11 protein-coding genes, 1 tRNA gene and 3 pseudogenes are annotated in these 15,291 nt (G+C 66.2%); 4 read left to right on the plus strand and 11 right to left on the minus strand.

Annotation, left to right across the window (positions count from 1 at the left end; translation table 11 throughout):
• Positions 1-128 precede the first annotated feature (128 nt).
• Together N2652_09080 and N2652_09085 are read left to right on the plus strand one after the other, a co-directional pair.
• A complete protein-coding gene (locus N2652_09080) occupies positions 129-665 on the plus strand; it encodes a 3'-5' exonuclease domain-containing protein 2 (GenBank protein MCX7819346.1) in 537 nt (178 codons plus the stop codon).
• Positions 643-2,076 (plus strand): Gfo/Idh/MocA family oxidoreductase, encoded by a 1,434-nt coding sequence (locus N2652_09085; GenBank protein MCX7819347.1) that lies wholly within the window; start codon positions 643-645, stop codon positions 2,074-2,076. Before N2652_09080 ends, N2652_09085 begins: the two co-directional genes overlap by 23 nt.
• Here N2652_09085 and N2652_09090 read toward each other — a convergent pair.
• Positions 2,073-2,228 (minus strand): hypothetical protein, encoded by a 156-nt coding sequence (locus N2652_09090; GenBank protein MCX7819348.1) that lies wholly within the window; start codon positions 2,226-2,228, stop codon positions 2,073-2,075. The two genes, N2652_09085 and N2652_09090, sit on opposite strands and share 4 nt — an antisense overlap.
• Here N2652_09090 and N2652_09095 point away from each other — a divergent pair.
• Positions 2,193-2,268, plus strand: a tRNA-Met gene (locus N2652_09095). The genes N2652_09090 and N2652_09095 overlap by 36 nt on opposite strands.
• A 48-nt stretch (positions 2,269-2,316) precedes the next feature.
• Here N2652_09095 and N2652_09100 read toward each other — a convergent pair.
• Positions 2,317-4,311: an acetylxylan esterase gene (locus N2652_09100; protein ID MCX7819349.1), complete on the minus strand. Its 1,995-nt coding sequence runs from the start codon at positions 4,309-4,311 to the stop codon at positions 2,317-2,319.
• Positions 4,289-4,519, minus strand: a complete 231-nt coding sequence (locus tag N2652_09105) for a chorismate mutase (GenBank protein MCX7819350.1) — start codon at positions 4,517-4,519, stop codon at positions 4,289-4,291. The genes N2652_09100 and N2652_09105 overlap by 23 nt, the downstream gene beginning before the upstream one ends.
• On the opposite strand from N2652_09105, the pseudogene N2652_09110 reads away from it, so the two are divergent.
• Positions 4,510-4,602, plus strand: a pseudogene (locus N2652_09110) (general secretion pathway protein GspN). The gene N2652_09105 and the pseudogene N2652_09110 sit on opposite strands and share 10 nt — an antisense overlap.
• A gap of 100 nt (positions 4,603-4,702) precedes the next feature.
• Here N2652_09110 and N2652_09115 read toward each other — a convergent pair.
• From N2652_09115 to N2652_09150, 8 genes and pseudogenes are all read right to left on the minus strand, one after another.
• Positions 4,703-5,305: pseudogene (locus N2652_09115) on the minus strand (3-deoxy-7-phosphoheptulonate synthase).
• A 545-nt stretch (positions 5,306-5,850) separates the two neighbouring features.
• Positions 5,851-6,861 (minus strand): annotated as a pseudogene (locus tag N2652_09120) (alpha-L-fucosidase).
• 58 nt (positions 6,862-6,919) lie between these two features.
• Positions 6,920-10,060: a type I restriction endonuclease subunit R gene (locus N2652_09125; protein MCX7819351.1), complete on the minus strand. Its 3,141-nt coding sequence runs from the start codon at positions 10,058-10,060 to the stop codon at positions 6,920-6,922.
• On the minus strand, positions 10,057-10,701 hold the full coding sequence (locus N2652_09130) for a four helix bundle suffix domain-containing protein (protein MCX7819352.1): 645 nt from the start codon (positions 10,699-10,701) through the stop codon (positions 10,057-10,059). The genes N2652_09125 and N2652_09130 overlap by 4 nt, the downstream gene beginning before the upstream one ends.
• Before the next feature lie 238 nt (positions 10,702-10,939).
• Entirely contained in the window at positions 10,940-12,013 is a 1,074-nt protein-coding gene (locus N2652_09135; protein MCX7819353.1) for a hypothetical protein, read from the minus strand.
• A gap of 1 nt (position 12,014) precedes the next feature.
• On the minus strand, positions 12,015-13,319 hold the full coding sequence (locus N2652_09140) for a restriction endonuclease subunit S (GenBank protein MCX7819354.1): 1,305 nt from the start codon (positions 13,317-13,319) through the stop codon (positions 12,015-12,017).
• 267 nt (positions 13,320-13,586) lie between these two features.
• Positions 13,587-14,747 carry a Fic family protein gene (locus N2652_09145; GenBank protein ID MCX7819355.1) on the minus strand — a complete coding sequence of 387 codons (1,161 nt, stop codon included), beginning with the start codon at positions 14,745-14,747 and terminating at the stop codon, positions 13,587-13,589.
• A 78-nt stretch (positions 14,748-14,825) separates the two neighbouring features.
• Positions 14,826-15,291: N-6 DNA methylase (locus N2652_09150; protein MCX7819356.1), on the minus strand; the 466-nt coding region annotated here is incomplete at its 5' end.

Genomic DNA, 15,291 nt, shown 5'->3' on the forward strand with positions numbered 1-15,291 from the left:
CACCCCCCTCCCCGCCAACCACCCCGCCGCCCACCACCGAGACCACCATCGCCGGCAAATGGCCCAGCCACCTCACCGACGAGCAGATCAACGCCCTCCCGCTCAAGTGGTTTGAAGGCACCATCCGTGTGATCGAACGCGACGAAGATCTTCCCGACGCCGTCCAAATCCTCGCCGCCGCACAGGTGCTCGGGTTCGACACCGAATCCCGCCCCGCCTTCCGACCCGGCGAGTCTTACCCCATCTCGCTGATCCAACTGGCCACCGCGAACGAGGTCTTCCTCGTCCGTCCCGCCAGACTCTCGGACCTCTCACCGCTCTGGCGTCTCTTCGAGTCGGCGGAGCTGATCAAGGCCGGCGTCGCACTGCAACAGGACATGCGCAAGCTCGCCGAGCTGCACCCCCTGCAACCGGCCGGCTTTGTGGACATCGCCACGCTCGCCGCCCGGATGGGCTTCCGCAAGACCGGTACCCGCGGCCTCGCCGCCGCGGTGCTCGGATTCCGTGTCTCCAAGGGCGTGCAGCGCTCCAACTGGGGACGCACCGAGCTCACACCCGCGCAAATCCGCTACGCGGCGACGGACGCCTGGGTCGCGCGCGAGCTCTACCTGGCCCTCACCTCCGTCCCTCCGCCGGCCAGCCGTGACCACCACCCCAACAGCTAACGCCGCCCGAAACGCCGGGGTCACGCCCGCGAACACCCCCGACCGCTTACCCCGGCACGGCCGCCCCGCTGCGCTCAGCCGCCGGGCCGCGCTGCGGCGCCTGGCGCTCGGTTTCGGCCCCCTGCTGCTGCCGGCTCCCGCGCCGGGCCGCCCACCACCCTCGGAGCGCATCGGCCTGGCCTGCATCGGCGTCGGCGGCATGGGCATGCGACTGTTGCGCACCGCTCTCCAACACCCCGATGTGCAGATCGTCGCGGTCTGCGACCCCGTCCGCGCCTCGAACGAGTACAACCACTGGTACAAGGACGGTTGGCAAGGCCCCTGGTTCGGGCGCGAGCCCGCCCGCTGCGTCGTCGAAGACCACTACGCCCGCCTCGCCGGCCGGCCCGACTACCGCGGCTGCTTCGCCACCGCCGATTTTCGCGAGGTGCTCGACCGGCCCGATGTCGACGCTGTGATCATCGCAACGCCCGACCACTGGCACGCGCTGATCACCATCGCCGCCGCCCGCGCGGGCAAGGACATCTATTGCGAAAAACCCCTCTCCCTCACCATCGCCGAGGGCCGGTGGATGGTCGAGGCCGTGCGCCGCTACGGCCGCGTGCTCCAGACCGGCACCTATCGCCGCTCCTCCGCGGAGGCCCGCCGCCTCTGCGAACTGGTGCTCAATGGCCGGCTCGGACGCCTCCACCGCATCGAGGTCGAAATCGGCCCCAACCACCGCCCGAGTCCAAACCCCTGGGCGCCGCAGCCAGTGCCGGTATGGCTCGACTACGAGATGTGGCTCGGCCCCGCCCCCTGGGCCCCCTACCACAAGGACCGCTGCCTCTACTCGTTCCGCTTCATTCGCGATTACTCCGGCGGCAATGTCACCAATCTGGGCGCACACATGATCGACCTGGTCCAGTGGGCCACCGATCACGACCACACCATGCCCGTCGAGGTGGAAGACCTCGGTGGCGTGTTCCCCACGGCCGGTCTCTTTGACGTCGCCGATCCCGCCCACTTCCGCTGCCGCTATGCCGATGGCACCACGTTTGAGTGCCACACCGGCCGGCGGTTCGCGTGGGTCAAGTTCGAGGGCGAACGCGGCTGGCTCGCGTTGGATGAGCAGATGACCGCCTCCAGCCCCCAGCTGCTGCGAGCGCGCCTCGAACCCGGCGAGCGGCGGCTGCGCGAGTCGGACGACCACATGCGCGACTTCCTCGACTGCATCCGCAGCCGACGCGAGCCGGCCGCCCCCGTCGAGATCGGTCACCGGTCCGCCGCGATCTGTCACCTCGGCAACATCGCCATGGAACTGCACACGCGCCTGCGCTGGGATCCCGAGCGGGAGTGCTTCGTCGGACCGGACGCCGCCGCCGCGAACGCGCGTTGCTGGCGGCCGTGGCGCCCGCCATGGACCGCCTAGACGTCGCGCGCGGCGCCCCGTTCGCGAGCCGACCGCACTCTCACTCCGCGATCCCCGCCCCGCATCATCGCGGGGTTGACGCCGTTCACCGCCAGCGCCATCATGAAACGGCCGGCGGCGGGATAGCTCAGCTGGTAGAGCAGAGGACTCATAAGCCTTTGGTCGGGGGTTCGAATCCCTCTCCCGCCACCACTCGCGCGTGCGCGCCGTTCTCCGGCAGCAACCCCGCCGCGAGATTCGTCAGCGCCGATCAAGTCGCTCGCCCAACGCCTGTTCCAAGGTCGTCAGCTCGTAGTCGGCCCACGCTCCGTGCACCACATCCGCGAAACTGTGTCGAGCGCCGGCTTCGATCACCTCGCGCCAGCCTGGAGGCCGATCGCGCAACACCAGCCGGCTGATCAACGCCGGTTCCACCACCGCCGCATGCAGCGCCGGCGTCGCCGCCCAGCCCCGCGCCTCAACCCTCACCGATGCCACGCCGCAGATCTCCGCCAGCCAGCGCGCCGCCGCCAGCAGATCCTCCGCGCGTTCGCCCACCAGCGAGCTGCCCAGCACATATGCCGTGATCGCATCGGCCTCGTCGCTCCACGGGGAGCGGTAAAACTTCCGTGAACGCGCAAGCTCGCCAAATCCGCGCAGCGCGACCGCGAGCACCGTTCGGCCTTCGGCCGCCAGCGGTTCCGCCCGCTCCCGTGCCGCCGCCGCGCCGCGGTCGTCCACCAGCAGCACTGGCTCGGCCGCACCCCCGCGCCCGCTCCAGAGCCAGGCCGGCAGCCACAGCCCGTCCTCGCGCTGCAGTTGAAGCTGTTCCGGCGCGGAGGTGCCCGTCGCACCGCGTTCCGCTCGCACGGGCGGAATCGCAGCGAGCGGCCGGATCCGCGCCCGCCGCCGCACCACCTCCGCCAGCTCCGCCGCTGTCCGGTTCGGACGGCGCGCCGCCTGCGCCGCCGCTTCCTCCCGAACGATGTCGTACACCGATCGTGCGCCCGGAAGCCGCAACACCTGCCCCTCCGCGGTCACTTGCAGCTCCGCCCCCGGCGGGCCGAACTCCGTCTCGGGCGGCACCTCCAATCCCTCCGCACCCCGCAGCCAACGGTTCATCCAGCGGGTTGTCTCGCGCAAGTGCGCCTCGGACCACTCATGCTGGCCCGCATCCTCCACCAGCGCGACCCGCTCGCCCCAGCCGAGCCGCTCCAGCACCGCCCGCGCGCGCGCCAGCGCCCGATGCGTTCCATCAATCGGGAAAAAATCCTGCGTTTTTGCGCACACCAGCACCGGCACCGGCGCCCGCACATACAGGAACTCGGGATGATCCAGCCCGAACGCCATCTGCGCGAAAATGTTCTGCTCCGCGTCCTGCGGGCCGATCGCCTCATACACCCGCGGAAGCGTCGAGATGTAACAGCTGGGCGCCGCCGCCCGGATTCGCGAATCGTACGCAAGCAGCAGCGAGCTCAGCGTCCCGCCACCGCTCTGCCCCATGCAGCCCAACCGCTGCGCGTCCACGTCCGGCCGCTCGCTGAGCAAGTCCAGCGCCCGAACGCCGTCCCATACCCGGAACGTCGCGGTGTTCCAGCCCAGCAAGATCGCCAGCGGCCCGAGCCGGTTGTGCCCTGCAACGCCGTATTCAGCCTTCTCCCCCTCCACGAGCCGCTGCAGTCGCTCCCCCTGGTCAATCGGGTCATAGATCAGCGCCGCGATGCCGTTCCATGCGGCCATCACGCATGCGCGCACGTAGTTGGACTGGACGGTGCGCGGATGGTTCGCGTGCCCGCAGGGCACGATCACCGCCGGGTACGGTGGGCGGTGCCGGTCCGGCGAGGGCAGCACCAGCGATGCGGTCACGTAATGCCGCGGCCGGCTCTCGAACAGCAGGTTTTCCACGCGGTAGTTCGGCCGCTCGATCACCCGCGTCACCTTCACATTGAGCGGCGTGCGCTCCGGCATCGGCCCCAGCGCCTCCGCGTACCGCCGCTGCAGCTCCTGCTGCCACGCCTCGAGCGCCTCGCGGTTCGTGATCGCGGCCGCCCGCGCTTCAATCGCCGCCTCCGCCGCCCGCATCCGGCCATTCCAATACGCGGAAAGCACCGCCTCCCGATCGCCGGCGGTCGCCGCGGCGGCCGGCGACGGAGCGGAGGTCTGCGCGGTTGCGCAGCGCGCCACCGCGAGCGCCCCCAGCATCGCGCTCACCGCCCGAACACCGCACCGCACCTCACGATCCCGTCGCCGCTGCATCGCCGTTGTCCTCCGCTGCCGCCGAACTCTTTTGCCGCAGAGTTTCCTCGTGGACCAACTGGTACAGCTCCGCCATAAACTCGCGGTCCAATCCCACCGCGGCACCTTCGGCCTGCAGGCGCTCAAGCGTCGCGCGCCACCGCTCCGGCTGAAAGATCGAAAGCCCATGCTGTTTCTGTACACGCGCGATTCGCCGCGCCACCCGCATCCGCGCGGCCAGCACCTCCACCAGCTGACGGTCCAGCTCGTCGAGATGGTGGCGCAGCTCGGCGACCTCCCGCTCGGCCTCCCCTGCGCGCTCCGCGCGAGGACGCCGGGCGCGCAGCTCCGCCGCCAGCGCCGCAAACTCCGCTGGCCGCAGCTGCTGCGCCGCGTCGCTCAGCGCCGCCGCGGGCTCCGGATGCACCTCGATCATCAACCCGTCGAAGAGCAGATCGATCGCGATCCGCGCGATCTCCGGCACCCGCGCCGCTGCGCCGGCGATGTGGCTGGGATCGCACCACAGCGGCAACTCCGGCGCCAGCCGCCTCAGCTCGATCGGCAGCCGCCAGAACGGCGCGTTGCGGTAGGGTCCGGTGTGCTCCGCGGAGAATCCCCGGTGCACTGCCGCCAGCCGGCGCACACCTGCGGCGCGCAGCCGCTCCAGCGCCCCCAACCACAGCGGAAGGTCCGGACTGATCGGATTCTTCACCAGCACCGGCACCTCCACCCCACGCAGCGCCGCCGCCAGCTCCGCAACCAGAAACGGATTCGCCGTGGTTCGCGCGCCGATCCAAAGCACCCCCACCCCCCCCCGCAGCGCCGCCTCCACATGCGCCGGCGCCGCCACCTCCGTCGCCGCCGGCCGTCCGATCCGCCCCGCCGCCTCCACCAACCACCGCAGCCCCTCTTCTCCCGCCCCCTCATACGTCCCCGGCCGGCTGCGCGGCTTCCACACCCCCGCCCGCAAGGCCCAAACCCCCGTGGAAGCCAGCGCCCCCGCCACCTCGCGCATCTGCGCCGCCGACTCCGCACTGCACGGACCCGCAATGAACGGCAGCTCCCCCGCCGCAATCCCCCACTCGCCCATCACCGCCGATCCGCTCATCGCGCTGCCGCCGTCGGCACCCCGTACACCGCCACCTCCGAGAGCGCCGGACACGCAACATCCGATGCCACCCTCACCACCAGCCGCTCCGCCCGCACCGGCACCGTCGCCCGCCAAAGCCGCCTCGCCCCCACCGACTGCGCCGCGGCCAGTTCCCTTCGCTCTCCGGCCAGCTCCGCCTCCAGCGCCCAGCGGTCGATCCGCTGTCCGAGCTCGATCGGCTCGCGCAATTCCACCACACCCAGCTCCACTGGCCGCTCCCAGCGCAACACCAGCTGCGCCTCGCGCACCGCATCATCGGTCGCCCAGTAGCTGCGCCGGTCCCCATCCAGCGCGCGCGCCGCCGAAAACCGCGCGTCCTCGCCCCGCACATTCGAGGCACTCACCGCCGCCGCCCGCGCCAGGTTCGTCGCGAAAATCGCTTCCAGCTGAGCACGAAAGCCCCGCAGCGAAGCGCGGTCCCGCTCGTGCACCCGCCCACGCCGGTCCGGCGGCACGTTCAGCAAGAGCGAAGCGCCCCGGCCCACCGACTTGAAAAACAGCTCCACCAGCTCCTGCGGCGTCTTCACCTTCTCATCCTCCGCCGCGTGGTAGAACCACCCCGGCCGGATCGACACGTCGCACTCCGCCGGCACCCAGTACCGCCCCGGCCGGTCGCCCTCTTCCAGGCGCCGGCGGTCCGACTTTCCGGGCACGTAGTCATCCCGGTTGAACGTCGCCCAACACGGATCACCGGCGATCCCCTTCTCATTCCCCACCCAGCGCAGGTCGAGGTCGTTGAAGATCACCGCGTTCGGCTGTAACTCCCGCACCAGCCGCCATGTCTGTTCCCAGCCGTAGTACCTGGACCACTCAATCGAGCGCCGCTCCCGCGCCCCGCCGTAGTAGCCGGTCCCGCCGTTGGCGCCATCGAACCAGACTTCAAACATCTCCCCGTAGTTGGTCAGCAGCTCACGCAGTTGAGCGCGAAAGTAGTCCACATATGCCGGCCGGCCATACTCCGCATGGTTGCGGTCCCAAGGCGAGAGGTACACGCCGAACTTCAGCCCGTGTCGCCGGCAGGCCTCTGCGAACTCGCGCACCATGTCGCCCCGACCGTTTCGCCACGGACTGCGCTTCACGCTGTGCTCGGTGTGCGCGCTGGGCCACAGGCAGAACCCGTCGTGGTGCTTTGCGGTGAGGATCAGTCCGCGCAGCCCGCCCTCCACAAATGCGCGCGCGATGTCGTCCGCGTCGAAATCGGTCGGATTGAACACGGCGGGGTCCTCGTCGCCGTAGCCCCACTCCTTGTCCGTAAACGTGTTCACGGTGAAGTGAACGAAGCCGTAGACTTCCAGCTGGTGCCAGGCGAGCTGGGCGACGCTGGGCAGCGGTGGATATGGCGCCGGCGGCTCGACGGCGCCGCTGGAGAGCGCGCCCACCGTCGCCGCCGCAAGCACCGCGAGAACACCCTCGGGCCTCATGCAGCCAGTCTATCCCCGCTGTTCCCTGCCGGCGACTCCCGCGCCCCCGCGCGATCCCTCACGCCGCCCACACGTCTGCGAGCAGTTCCGCCTGCTCCAACACCGTCTGGGTGGCCTTCTCCTGCTTGTCCGGCGGGTAGCCATGCTTACGGAGGACGCGCTTGACCAGCACGCGCAATTGCGCGCGCACGTTCTCGCGCAACGTCCAGTCAATGGTCACGTTGGCCCGCACGGTGCGCACCAGTTCCTGCGCAATAGCCCGCAAGGTTGGCTCGCCCAGCACCTTCACCGCGCTGTCGTTCGTCTCCAACGCGTCGTAGAAGGCCAGCTCCTCCTCCGACAAGCCCAACTTCTCGCCCCGCGCATTCGCCTCCCGCATGGCCCTCGCGAGGTGGACCAACTCCTCGATGACCTGAGCCGCCTCGATGGCCCGGTTCTGGTATTTCCGGATCGTCTGCTCCAGCATCTCGGCGAACGAGCGCGCCTGTACGACGTTCTTGCGGCGGCGTTCCTTCAGCTCGCCCTTGAGCAGCTTCTGCAGCAGCTCCACGGCAAGATTGCGCTGAGGCATGCCGCGCACTTCGGCGAGGAACTCCTCCGACAAGATCGAAATGTCCGGCTTGTTCAAGCCAGCCGCGGCGAACAAGTCCACCACCCCCTCCGGCAGAATGGCCTTCGAAACGATCTGCCGAACGGCGTGGTCCAGCTCCTCCTCTGTTCGGCGCTCGCCCGGCGCACGTTTGCTCAGCGCCGCCGCCACCGCCTGGAAGAACGCGACCTCGTCGCGAATGCGCAGCGCCGCCTCGTGCGGCACCCCCAGCGCGAACGCGGCCGAAAGCTCGCGCACGGCGCGCATCAGCCGGTCCTTGCCGTTCTCCTGCGCAAGGATGTGCTCCTGTGCTGCCGGCAACAGCGCCAGCCGCGCTTGCGGTGTGCCGCGAACCCAAGCCGACCGATCCAACCCATGGAACAAGCCGCAGCAGACCTCGTATTTCTCCTGCATCACCGCCACGGCGCGTTCCTGATCAATGGCCGTCTCACCCGTCCCACCACTCTCCGTGTAAACCGCCAACGCCTGTTTCAGCTCCGCTGCCAACCCGAGGTAGTCCACCACCAGCCCGCCGGGTTTGTCGCGGAACACGCGATTGACGCGCGCGATGGCCTGCATCAGCCCGTGCCCGCGCATCGGCTTGTCCACGTACATCGTATGCAGGCTGGGCGCGTCGAACCCGGTCAGCCACATGTCGCGCACGATGGCGATGCGGAACGGGTCGTGGGGATCGCGGAAGCGGTTGGCGAGCTGCTCGCGCCGGCGCTTGTCACGGATATGCCGCTGCCAGTCGGGCGGGTCACTGGCCGAACCGGTCATCACGACCTTGAGGATGCCCTCTTCGTCCCGCTCGCCGTGCCATTCGGGGCGCAGCTTGATGATCTCGTTGTAAAGCTCCACGCAGATGCGCCGGCTCATGCAAACGATCATCGCCTTGCCATCCATCGCCTCGAGCCGTTTCTCGAAGTGATCCACAATGTCGCGCGCGATCAGTCGCAGTCGCTGCTCCGCGCCCACAATGGCCTCGAGCTGCGCCCACTTCGTTTTGAGCCGTTCCTTGCGCTCGACTTCCTCGCCCTCGGTGACCTCTTCGAATTCCTCATCCAATTGCGGCTTCAGTTCCTCGGGCAGATCCAGCTTGGCCAGCCGGCTCTCGTAATAGATCGGCACGGTCGCGCCGTCCTCCACCGCGCGCTGGATGTCGTAGATACTGATGTAGTCGCCGAACACAGCGCGGGTGTTCGCATCGGCCTTCTCGATGGGCGTGCCCGTGAAGCCGATGAACGACGCATTCGGCAGCGCATCGCGCATGTGCCGCGCGAACCCGTCTATGAAATCGTACTGGCTGCGGTGCGCTTCATCCGCAATCACGACGATGTTGCGGCGCTCAGACAGGACCGGATGACGGTCCCCTTTTTCATCCGGGAAAAACTTTTGGATCGTCGTGAAAACCACGCCACCCGCTTGCACCGATAGCAACTCGCGCAAGTGCTGCCGTGTCTGCGCCTGCACCGGGGGTTGGCGCAGCAGGTCCTGGCACCGCGCGAAGGTGCCGAACAATTGGTCGTCCAGGTCGTTCCGGTCGGTGAGCACCACGATGGTCGGGTTTTCCATGGCCGGCTCGCGGATGATGCGCCCGGCGTAAAAGGCCATCGTCAGGCTTTTGCCCGAGCCCTGCGTGTGCCAGACCACACCGATACGTCGGTCGCCCGGGTTGCCGCCGGATTTGCGCCCGGCTTCGTAGCGTCCGGTTGCCTCGGCCAGCCGATGGTCCGAGCGCGCCAATTCCGCTGCGCGCAGCGTCTCTGCCACAGCCACCCGCACCGCGTGGAACTGATGGTAGCCAGCCATCTTCTTGATGAGGCGCCCGCTGCCATCGTCCTCGAACACGATGAAGTCCCGGGCCAAATCGAGAAAACGGCGCGGCTCAAACACGCCTTCGATGACCACCTGCAGCTCCGGCATGGAGCTGTCGGCGAGCCGCTCGCCGCCGATCGTGCGCCAGGGCTTGAACCACTCCCGGCCGGCGCCGAGCGTGCCGACGCGCGCCTCGACGCCATCGGAGATCACCAGCGCCGCATTCGACGCGAAGAGCGAAGGGATCTCGGCTTGATAGGTCTGCAACTGCTGAAATGCGCTCCAGATCGTTGCGTCCTCGTCAGCGGGGTTCTTGAGCTCGAGCACGGCAAGCGGTATGCCATTGATGAAGAGCACCACATCGGGGCGGCGGGTGTGCCTTTGCTCAGCGACAGTGAACTGGTTCACCGCCAGCCAGTCGTTGCTCTTCGGATCGTCGAAGTCGATTGCCCGCGCCTGCGCGCCGCGCAACTCGCCGGTGGGCGTGCGATATTCCACCGTCACGCCATTGACCAGCATCCGGTGCACTGCACGGTTGCGCTGGAGCAGGTCCGCGCCCTCGGGACGCGTAAGCTTGCGAAATGCATCTTCCAGCGCCTCGGCGGGCAGTTGCGGGTTCAGGCGCGCCAGCGCATCGCGCAGCCGGCGGGCGAGCACCACCTCGGTGAAGTCGCGTCGCTCAGCCTGCAACGTGTCCGGCGCGATGTCCGGCCCGTGCGCGACCTGCCAGCCCGCGGCCTGCAGCCAGGCGAGCGCGGCCTGTTCGACTTCAGATTCGGTGAACGGCGTCATGGGTGTTGGCGGCGGGCGGTCTGGCGGCGGCGGTAAAGCCGCTCGGGGAAACCGCCCTCTCGCTCGAAGGCGGCGGCCTGCGCCTCGAGCTGCCGGCCCACCAAATGAATGCACAGGTTCAGCAGCGCGAGCGCGCCATTGGCGGCGCAAACCGCGGGGAAATCGCGCAGAGACACGGGCGCACAAGGACCAGCACGGACATCGGCCCGGGCCTCCGCCCGTGTCCGTCCGTGTTCGTCCGTGTGCTCTTGCTCGTAGCGCCGCATCTCCTCAGCCACCCACACGCGGAACTGCTCCAGCGTGGAGCAGCGCAGCGCGCGGAAGCGCACAAGGGCCGGGTGGTCTGGCGGCCATTCAGGCAGGCTGCGGTGCTGGAGGAATTTCTGGTAGTCGCGCTGCAGCTCCATCAGGCTGCCGCGAGCCGTGCCGGTGAGCTTGAGTTCGAGCTTCCTGGAGGTGGCGGAGTCCACGCTGCCTTCCTGCAGGTTTTGCACGCCGCTGCGGGCGGCCTGGACCATTTGGTCGTGGGTGCGGCTGCGGCGGTCCACGAACTTGTTGCAAAAGCGCACGGTGACGTCGTAGATCAGATCGGCCAGTTGCCAGGTCTTGGTGTTCCGGTAGCCGCCATGCTTCGGAATGATGCCCTCGCCCGTGCCCTCGCCCGTGCCCCGTCCGTGTTCACAGCCCTCTCTCCTTCAAAAACCGCCCCGCATCCTTCACGCGGATTTCGCCGGAAATAAGCTTGGGCAGCAGCGCATCGCGCAGCGCGGCGAGAGGTTAAGCAGCGTTAATTTTAGGGCGTATACGTTGCCCACCAACCACGCGATTCCGCATAAATAAAAGCAGCTGGTTCTGCGGTGTGTTCGAAGAACGAAACCATCACTTAACCCCTTTGCTTTTCTTAGCGCGCTCATTCCAAATCTCCTCGGCACTTTTCTCTTTGAGGGCCTCCCTGATCCGTTGAATGGCATTTTGAGAGTATCGCTTGAAAGTTGCTTTACCAATCTTGATTTCTTTGTAGCACTCCGAATCATTGCGAAGACCCAAGTAATCCACGACTGCAATCGTTTTCGGCGTCGTTAGCCCGAGGTGCTCCGCCAGTTGCTTTGCACCCAAATTATAATAGTCTAGCTCATTGACGCGTTTTACGGCAACGACCGACGCTCCGGGCGTACCCTCGGGCACGAGCAGAATCGGGATGCCTTCCTTCTTAGACAAACGAAGGGACAAACTCGGCCCGGTTCCAACTGCTGCAATCTCTACGGCCGTAGCGCCCTGAAACAAGTCCACCCAAGCCCTCCCATTAACGATTTCCCGTCCGATCCGTCTCAAGTCAGACTCGCTAGGCTGACTCTTCTCTCCACGAATCGTCGCATCCAAGATCCAAAGCGGGCGCAGACGCGCTACTGCTTCAATCCGGCGCCGCCGCCCAGGTTGGAGCAGTTTCTTGACCTCCTCGATCTCAGAGTCGAAAAGCGTCGCAAGGTCTGTGGGAGGTGAGATCGACACCGGAAGTACGCGCTTCGGCAAGCAGGAAGCAAGGTCCTTATCAAAGACGCTTTTCAATAAATCGCGGAAAAGCGTGACGCCTGACTGTACGTGGATGTAGAGTTGACCTTCGGAGATGTCCAGCAAATGGTGCTGGGCCGCGTCCCGGAGACCATTGATCGCTTGTAGGACAAGTGCTTGCTCCGCAGTCAAATACTTAATCTTTCCGTCACTTAGCGAACGCCGCACACATGTGTCAAACCCTATCGTCTCTTTGGCACGCTTCTCGCGAATACGCCCACCGCGGTGCAGAATTGCTGCTTTCATCAGCATTTCGAAGGCGTGGTCCATCAGAATAAGGGTTCCGCTGACTCGCCCTCGGTCGTACGGCCGATTAAATAGTTCAATGGCAAGCACCAGTGAATCGGTAGCCTTCTCGAGGAGTAGCTTTGCTTCTCGTTTCATATCATATGCCAATCCCCTCCAAAAACCGCTCCGCATCCTTCACGCGGATTTCGCCGGAAATGAGCTTGGGCAGCAGCGCATCGCGCAGCGCGGCAAGGGTGCGGGCTTCATGAATCCCGCGGATAATACGCTCCAGCCAAGGGCAGGTCGTCTTGCCAAACACCTCAACCACCGAGTCAGGAGGAAGCGCTAGTTCATAGCGAGCCATGTCAGTCCAACTCGTTCTCGGCATCTTCGTGCCAGTGGCTCGAGCGTTCGCGTATTCCACAAATTCAGTGCTGGAAACGTGCCCCAAAACAAAGCCGAACCAGGTTTGTCTGCGAGGCTTGACGACGACGATATCCGTGGAGCAAACGCCATCCACAGGCGCTACGCCGACTTTGTGAAAATAAGGCCGCAACTTGCCGAAAAGAATCTCGCCGGCCTTGAACTCGAACTTGCTGCTCTCGAGTTCGTCGCCGATTCCCCAACCGGAGAGCGCAATTGAGCGTCTCGGCATGTGTTCTAGTGCAATGTAGGGCGTGCCTTGGGGAATCTCTTCAGGCTGGACGCCTCGGCGAGGGTTTTCTGCGATCTCACCCAAGCGCCCCACCCCCCACCCTTGCGGGATAGGGCCTAGGGGGGAGTCCACGAGGCGGGCGGGGAAGAGGTCGTAGAGTTCGGCGGGGAGGCCGGGGAGGGATTGGCCGCGTTTCCAGCGGGCTTCCATCTTCGCGCGGACAGGCTCAAAGGCCACGAACCACGACTTGAACAGCGCCCGCGCCATCGCCTCCAGCGTCTGGCTCATCCGCCGGTTCACCTCAATCTTGTCATCCAGCACCCCCAGAATGTGCGCAATGGCGCGCTGTTCCTCAATTTTTCTCGGGAAGCGGACTACGATGTCAGAGAACCGGCTCTTAGAGACGTTCGTGTAGACGGAGCCGCCTCCACCCGCGGCTTGCAAAGCATGCCCAAGCTGAGTGAAAACGTAGTAGAGCAGCCTTGAGTCGACTTCTTCGTTCGGAATGACACTGTTGATTTGTTGATTCGTAAAGCTTGGAGCTACAGTTATGCCGCATCTTCCAACTGTAGCAATACAAGACATCATCACCGACCCCGGGGGCAATAAACTCGAACGCAACGTCCGAGCTCCCTTTTCGGAGAGAGTCCTCTCCGTCGTTGTGATGAACACCCGTCCGTCTAGGTCAGGGATTGTGATGAATGGGTAAGGGCCGCCGAAGTTATTCGGATCTGTTGTAGAAGGCGTCTTTCCGGTGACCACGCGCCCAAGTGTGCCGATTTTCCGTTCAACCCACTCACCCTTCATGGCCAGCCTCCTTTCGTTGGCTTGTGTTTGGGCGGCTATGGGTCTGCGGTGCGACCGACGGGACACGGCGGACGAACCGGGCGTGGCGGTGGGTGGACGGCGGTTGGCGGGCCGGGCCGGTCAGCAGGAGCAAGCTCCCGCCCTCGAGACGCTGTCTCGCCCGTCCGCCGCCTCTGCACCTCGCGAAGCGTTTGCCGTGCGCCAGCCAGCGCTGCGCGCCGGCGCCGAGCCGGGCCGGTGCAGATGCTGATTGGGCGCTGGTCGGGGTCATAACGGTTCTGTGCCTTCGTTGAGGATGTCGAGGTAGCGCTGGTAGGCAAAGATGCGCTCGCGTTTGCGGCCGGTGAGTTCGCGGACGATGCCGAGGCGGCCGAGGGCTTCCACGGCGCGGGCGGCGGTGGGGAAGCTGATGCGGGCGCGGGCGGCGAGGCTGTTGACGGTGGCCAGCGGGCGGGCGCGGAAGGCGTCGAACACGCGCAGGGCGTTGGCCGCGGAGCGGCCCAGTTGGGTGACGCGGTGGTGGTCGCTTTGGAATAATTCCAAGAGGCGGTGCGCGGTGCTGACGGCGCTGGCCGCGGTTTCGGCCACGCCTTCGAGGAAGAAGTCGAACCAGGTTTCCCAGTCGCCCTCCTGCCGGACGAGGTCGAGCAGGCGGTAGTATTCCTGGCGGTGGCGTTTGAAATAGAGCGAGAGGTAGAGCAAGGGCTGCTGTAGCACGCCGTCGTGGTGCAGCAGCAGGGCGATGAGCAGCCGTCCGACACGGCCATTGCCGTCGAGAAAGGGGTGGATGGTTTCGAACTGGACATGAGCCAGCGCGGCTTTGAGGAGCGTGCCGGGCGCGGCCGGGTCGTGGAGAAATCGTTCGAGGGCAGCCATGCAAGGCTCGACCTCCTCGGGGGGTGGCGGGACGAAGTGGGCGTTGCCGGGGCGCGTGCCGCCGATCCAGTTTTGGGTGCGGCGGAATTCGCCGGGCTGTTTGTCCGCACCCCGGCCGGAGGCCAGCAGTTTGGCGTGGATTTCGCGGAGGAGACGGTTGCAAAGCGGAAAGCCCTCGCGCAGGCGAACCAGACCGTGTTCCAGGGCGGCGACGTAGTTGGAAACTTCGGTCACGTCGTCCAAGGGAACGCCGGGGGCTTCCTCAAGCTCGAAGAGCAGGAGGTCCGAGACCGAAGACTGGGTGCCTTCGATCTGGCTGGAGAGCACGGCTTCGCGCCGAACGTAGGCGTATAGGAAAATGTCGGGGTCGGGCAACAGGGCCGTGATGGCATCAAGGCGACCCAGGGCGAGCAGTGCCTGCTCCAAGCGTCCTTGGCGCGGCGGGGAAAGTTCAACAGGCGGTGAAGGGGGCAAGGGCAACGGCACAAAGGCGCGCACGGCTTCGCCGTCGGCGGTGGTGATCCGGTATTCGCCGGTCGTGCCGCGTTTCATGGTCGCATAGGTTATTTGCAGTGGTGAAAATAGCCGGGTCCGCTATTTACAGCAAGCGGCGTTTGTGTAAATAACCTGCTATCGCAGGAAGCCCAAGTCTTTGAGGTTCTTGGCGATGGCGGCGTCGAGTTTGGCCGCCTCAGCCTGTTGCTCGCGGAGTTGCGCGACGAGGCGCTGCATCTTCTGATCGAAAGGTTCGTCGTCATCCTCCTTGATTTCGGCACCCACGTAGCGGCCGGGGGTGAGCACGTAGCCGTGCTGGCGAATTTCGTCGAGGGTGGCGCTCTTGCAGAAGCCGGGGACGTCCTTGTATTCTCCGGCCTCTTTCTCGCCCCGCCAGGCGTGATAGGTGTTGGCGATGTGGGCGATGTCCTCGTCGGTCAGTTCGCGATGCGTCCGGTCCACCATGCGGCCCAGTTTGCGGGCGTCGATGAAGAGTGTCCGTCCCTGACGTCCGTGTTTTGTCCGTGCGAGGAACCAGAGACAGGCCGGAATCTGCGTTGAATAGAAAAGCTGGCCGGGCAGCGCGATCATGCAGTCCACC

It is taken from the genome of Kiritimatiellia bacterium, assembly GCA_026417735.1.
In the GTDB taxonomy this organism is placed as follows: domain Bacteria; phylum Verrucomicrobiota; class Kiritimatiellia; order PWTM01; family PWTM01; genus CAACVY01.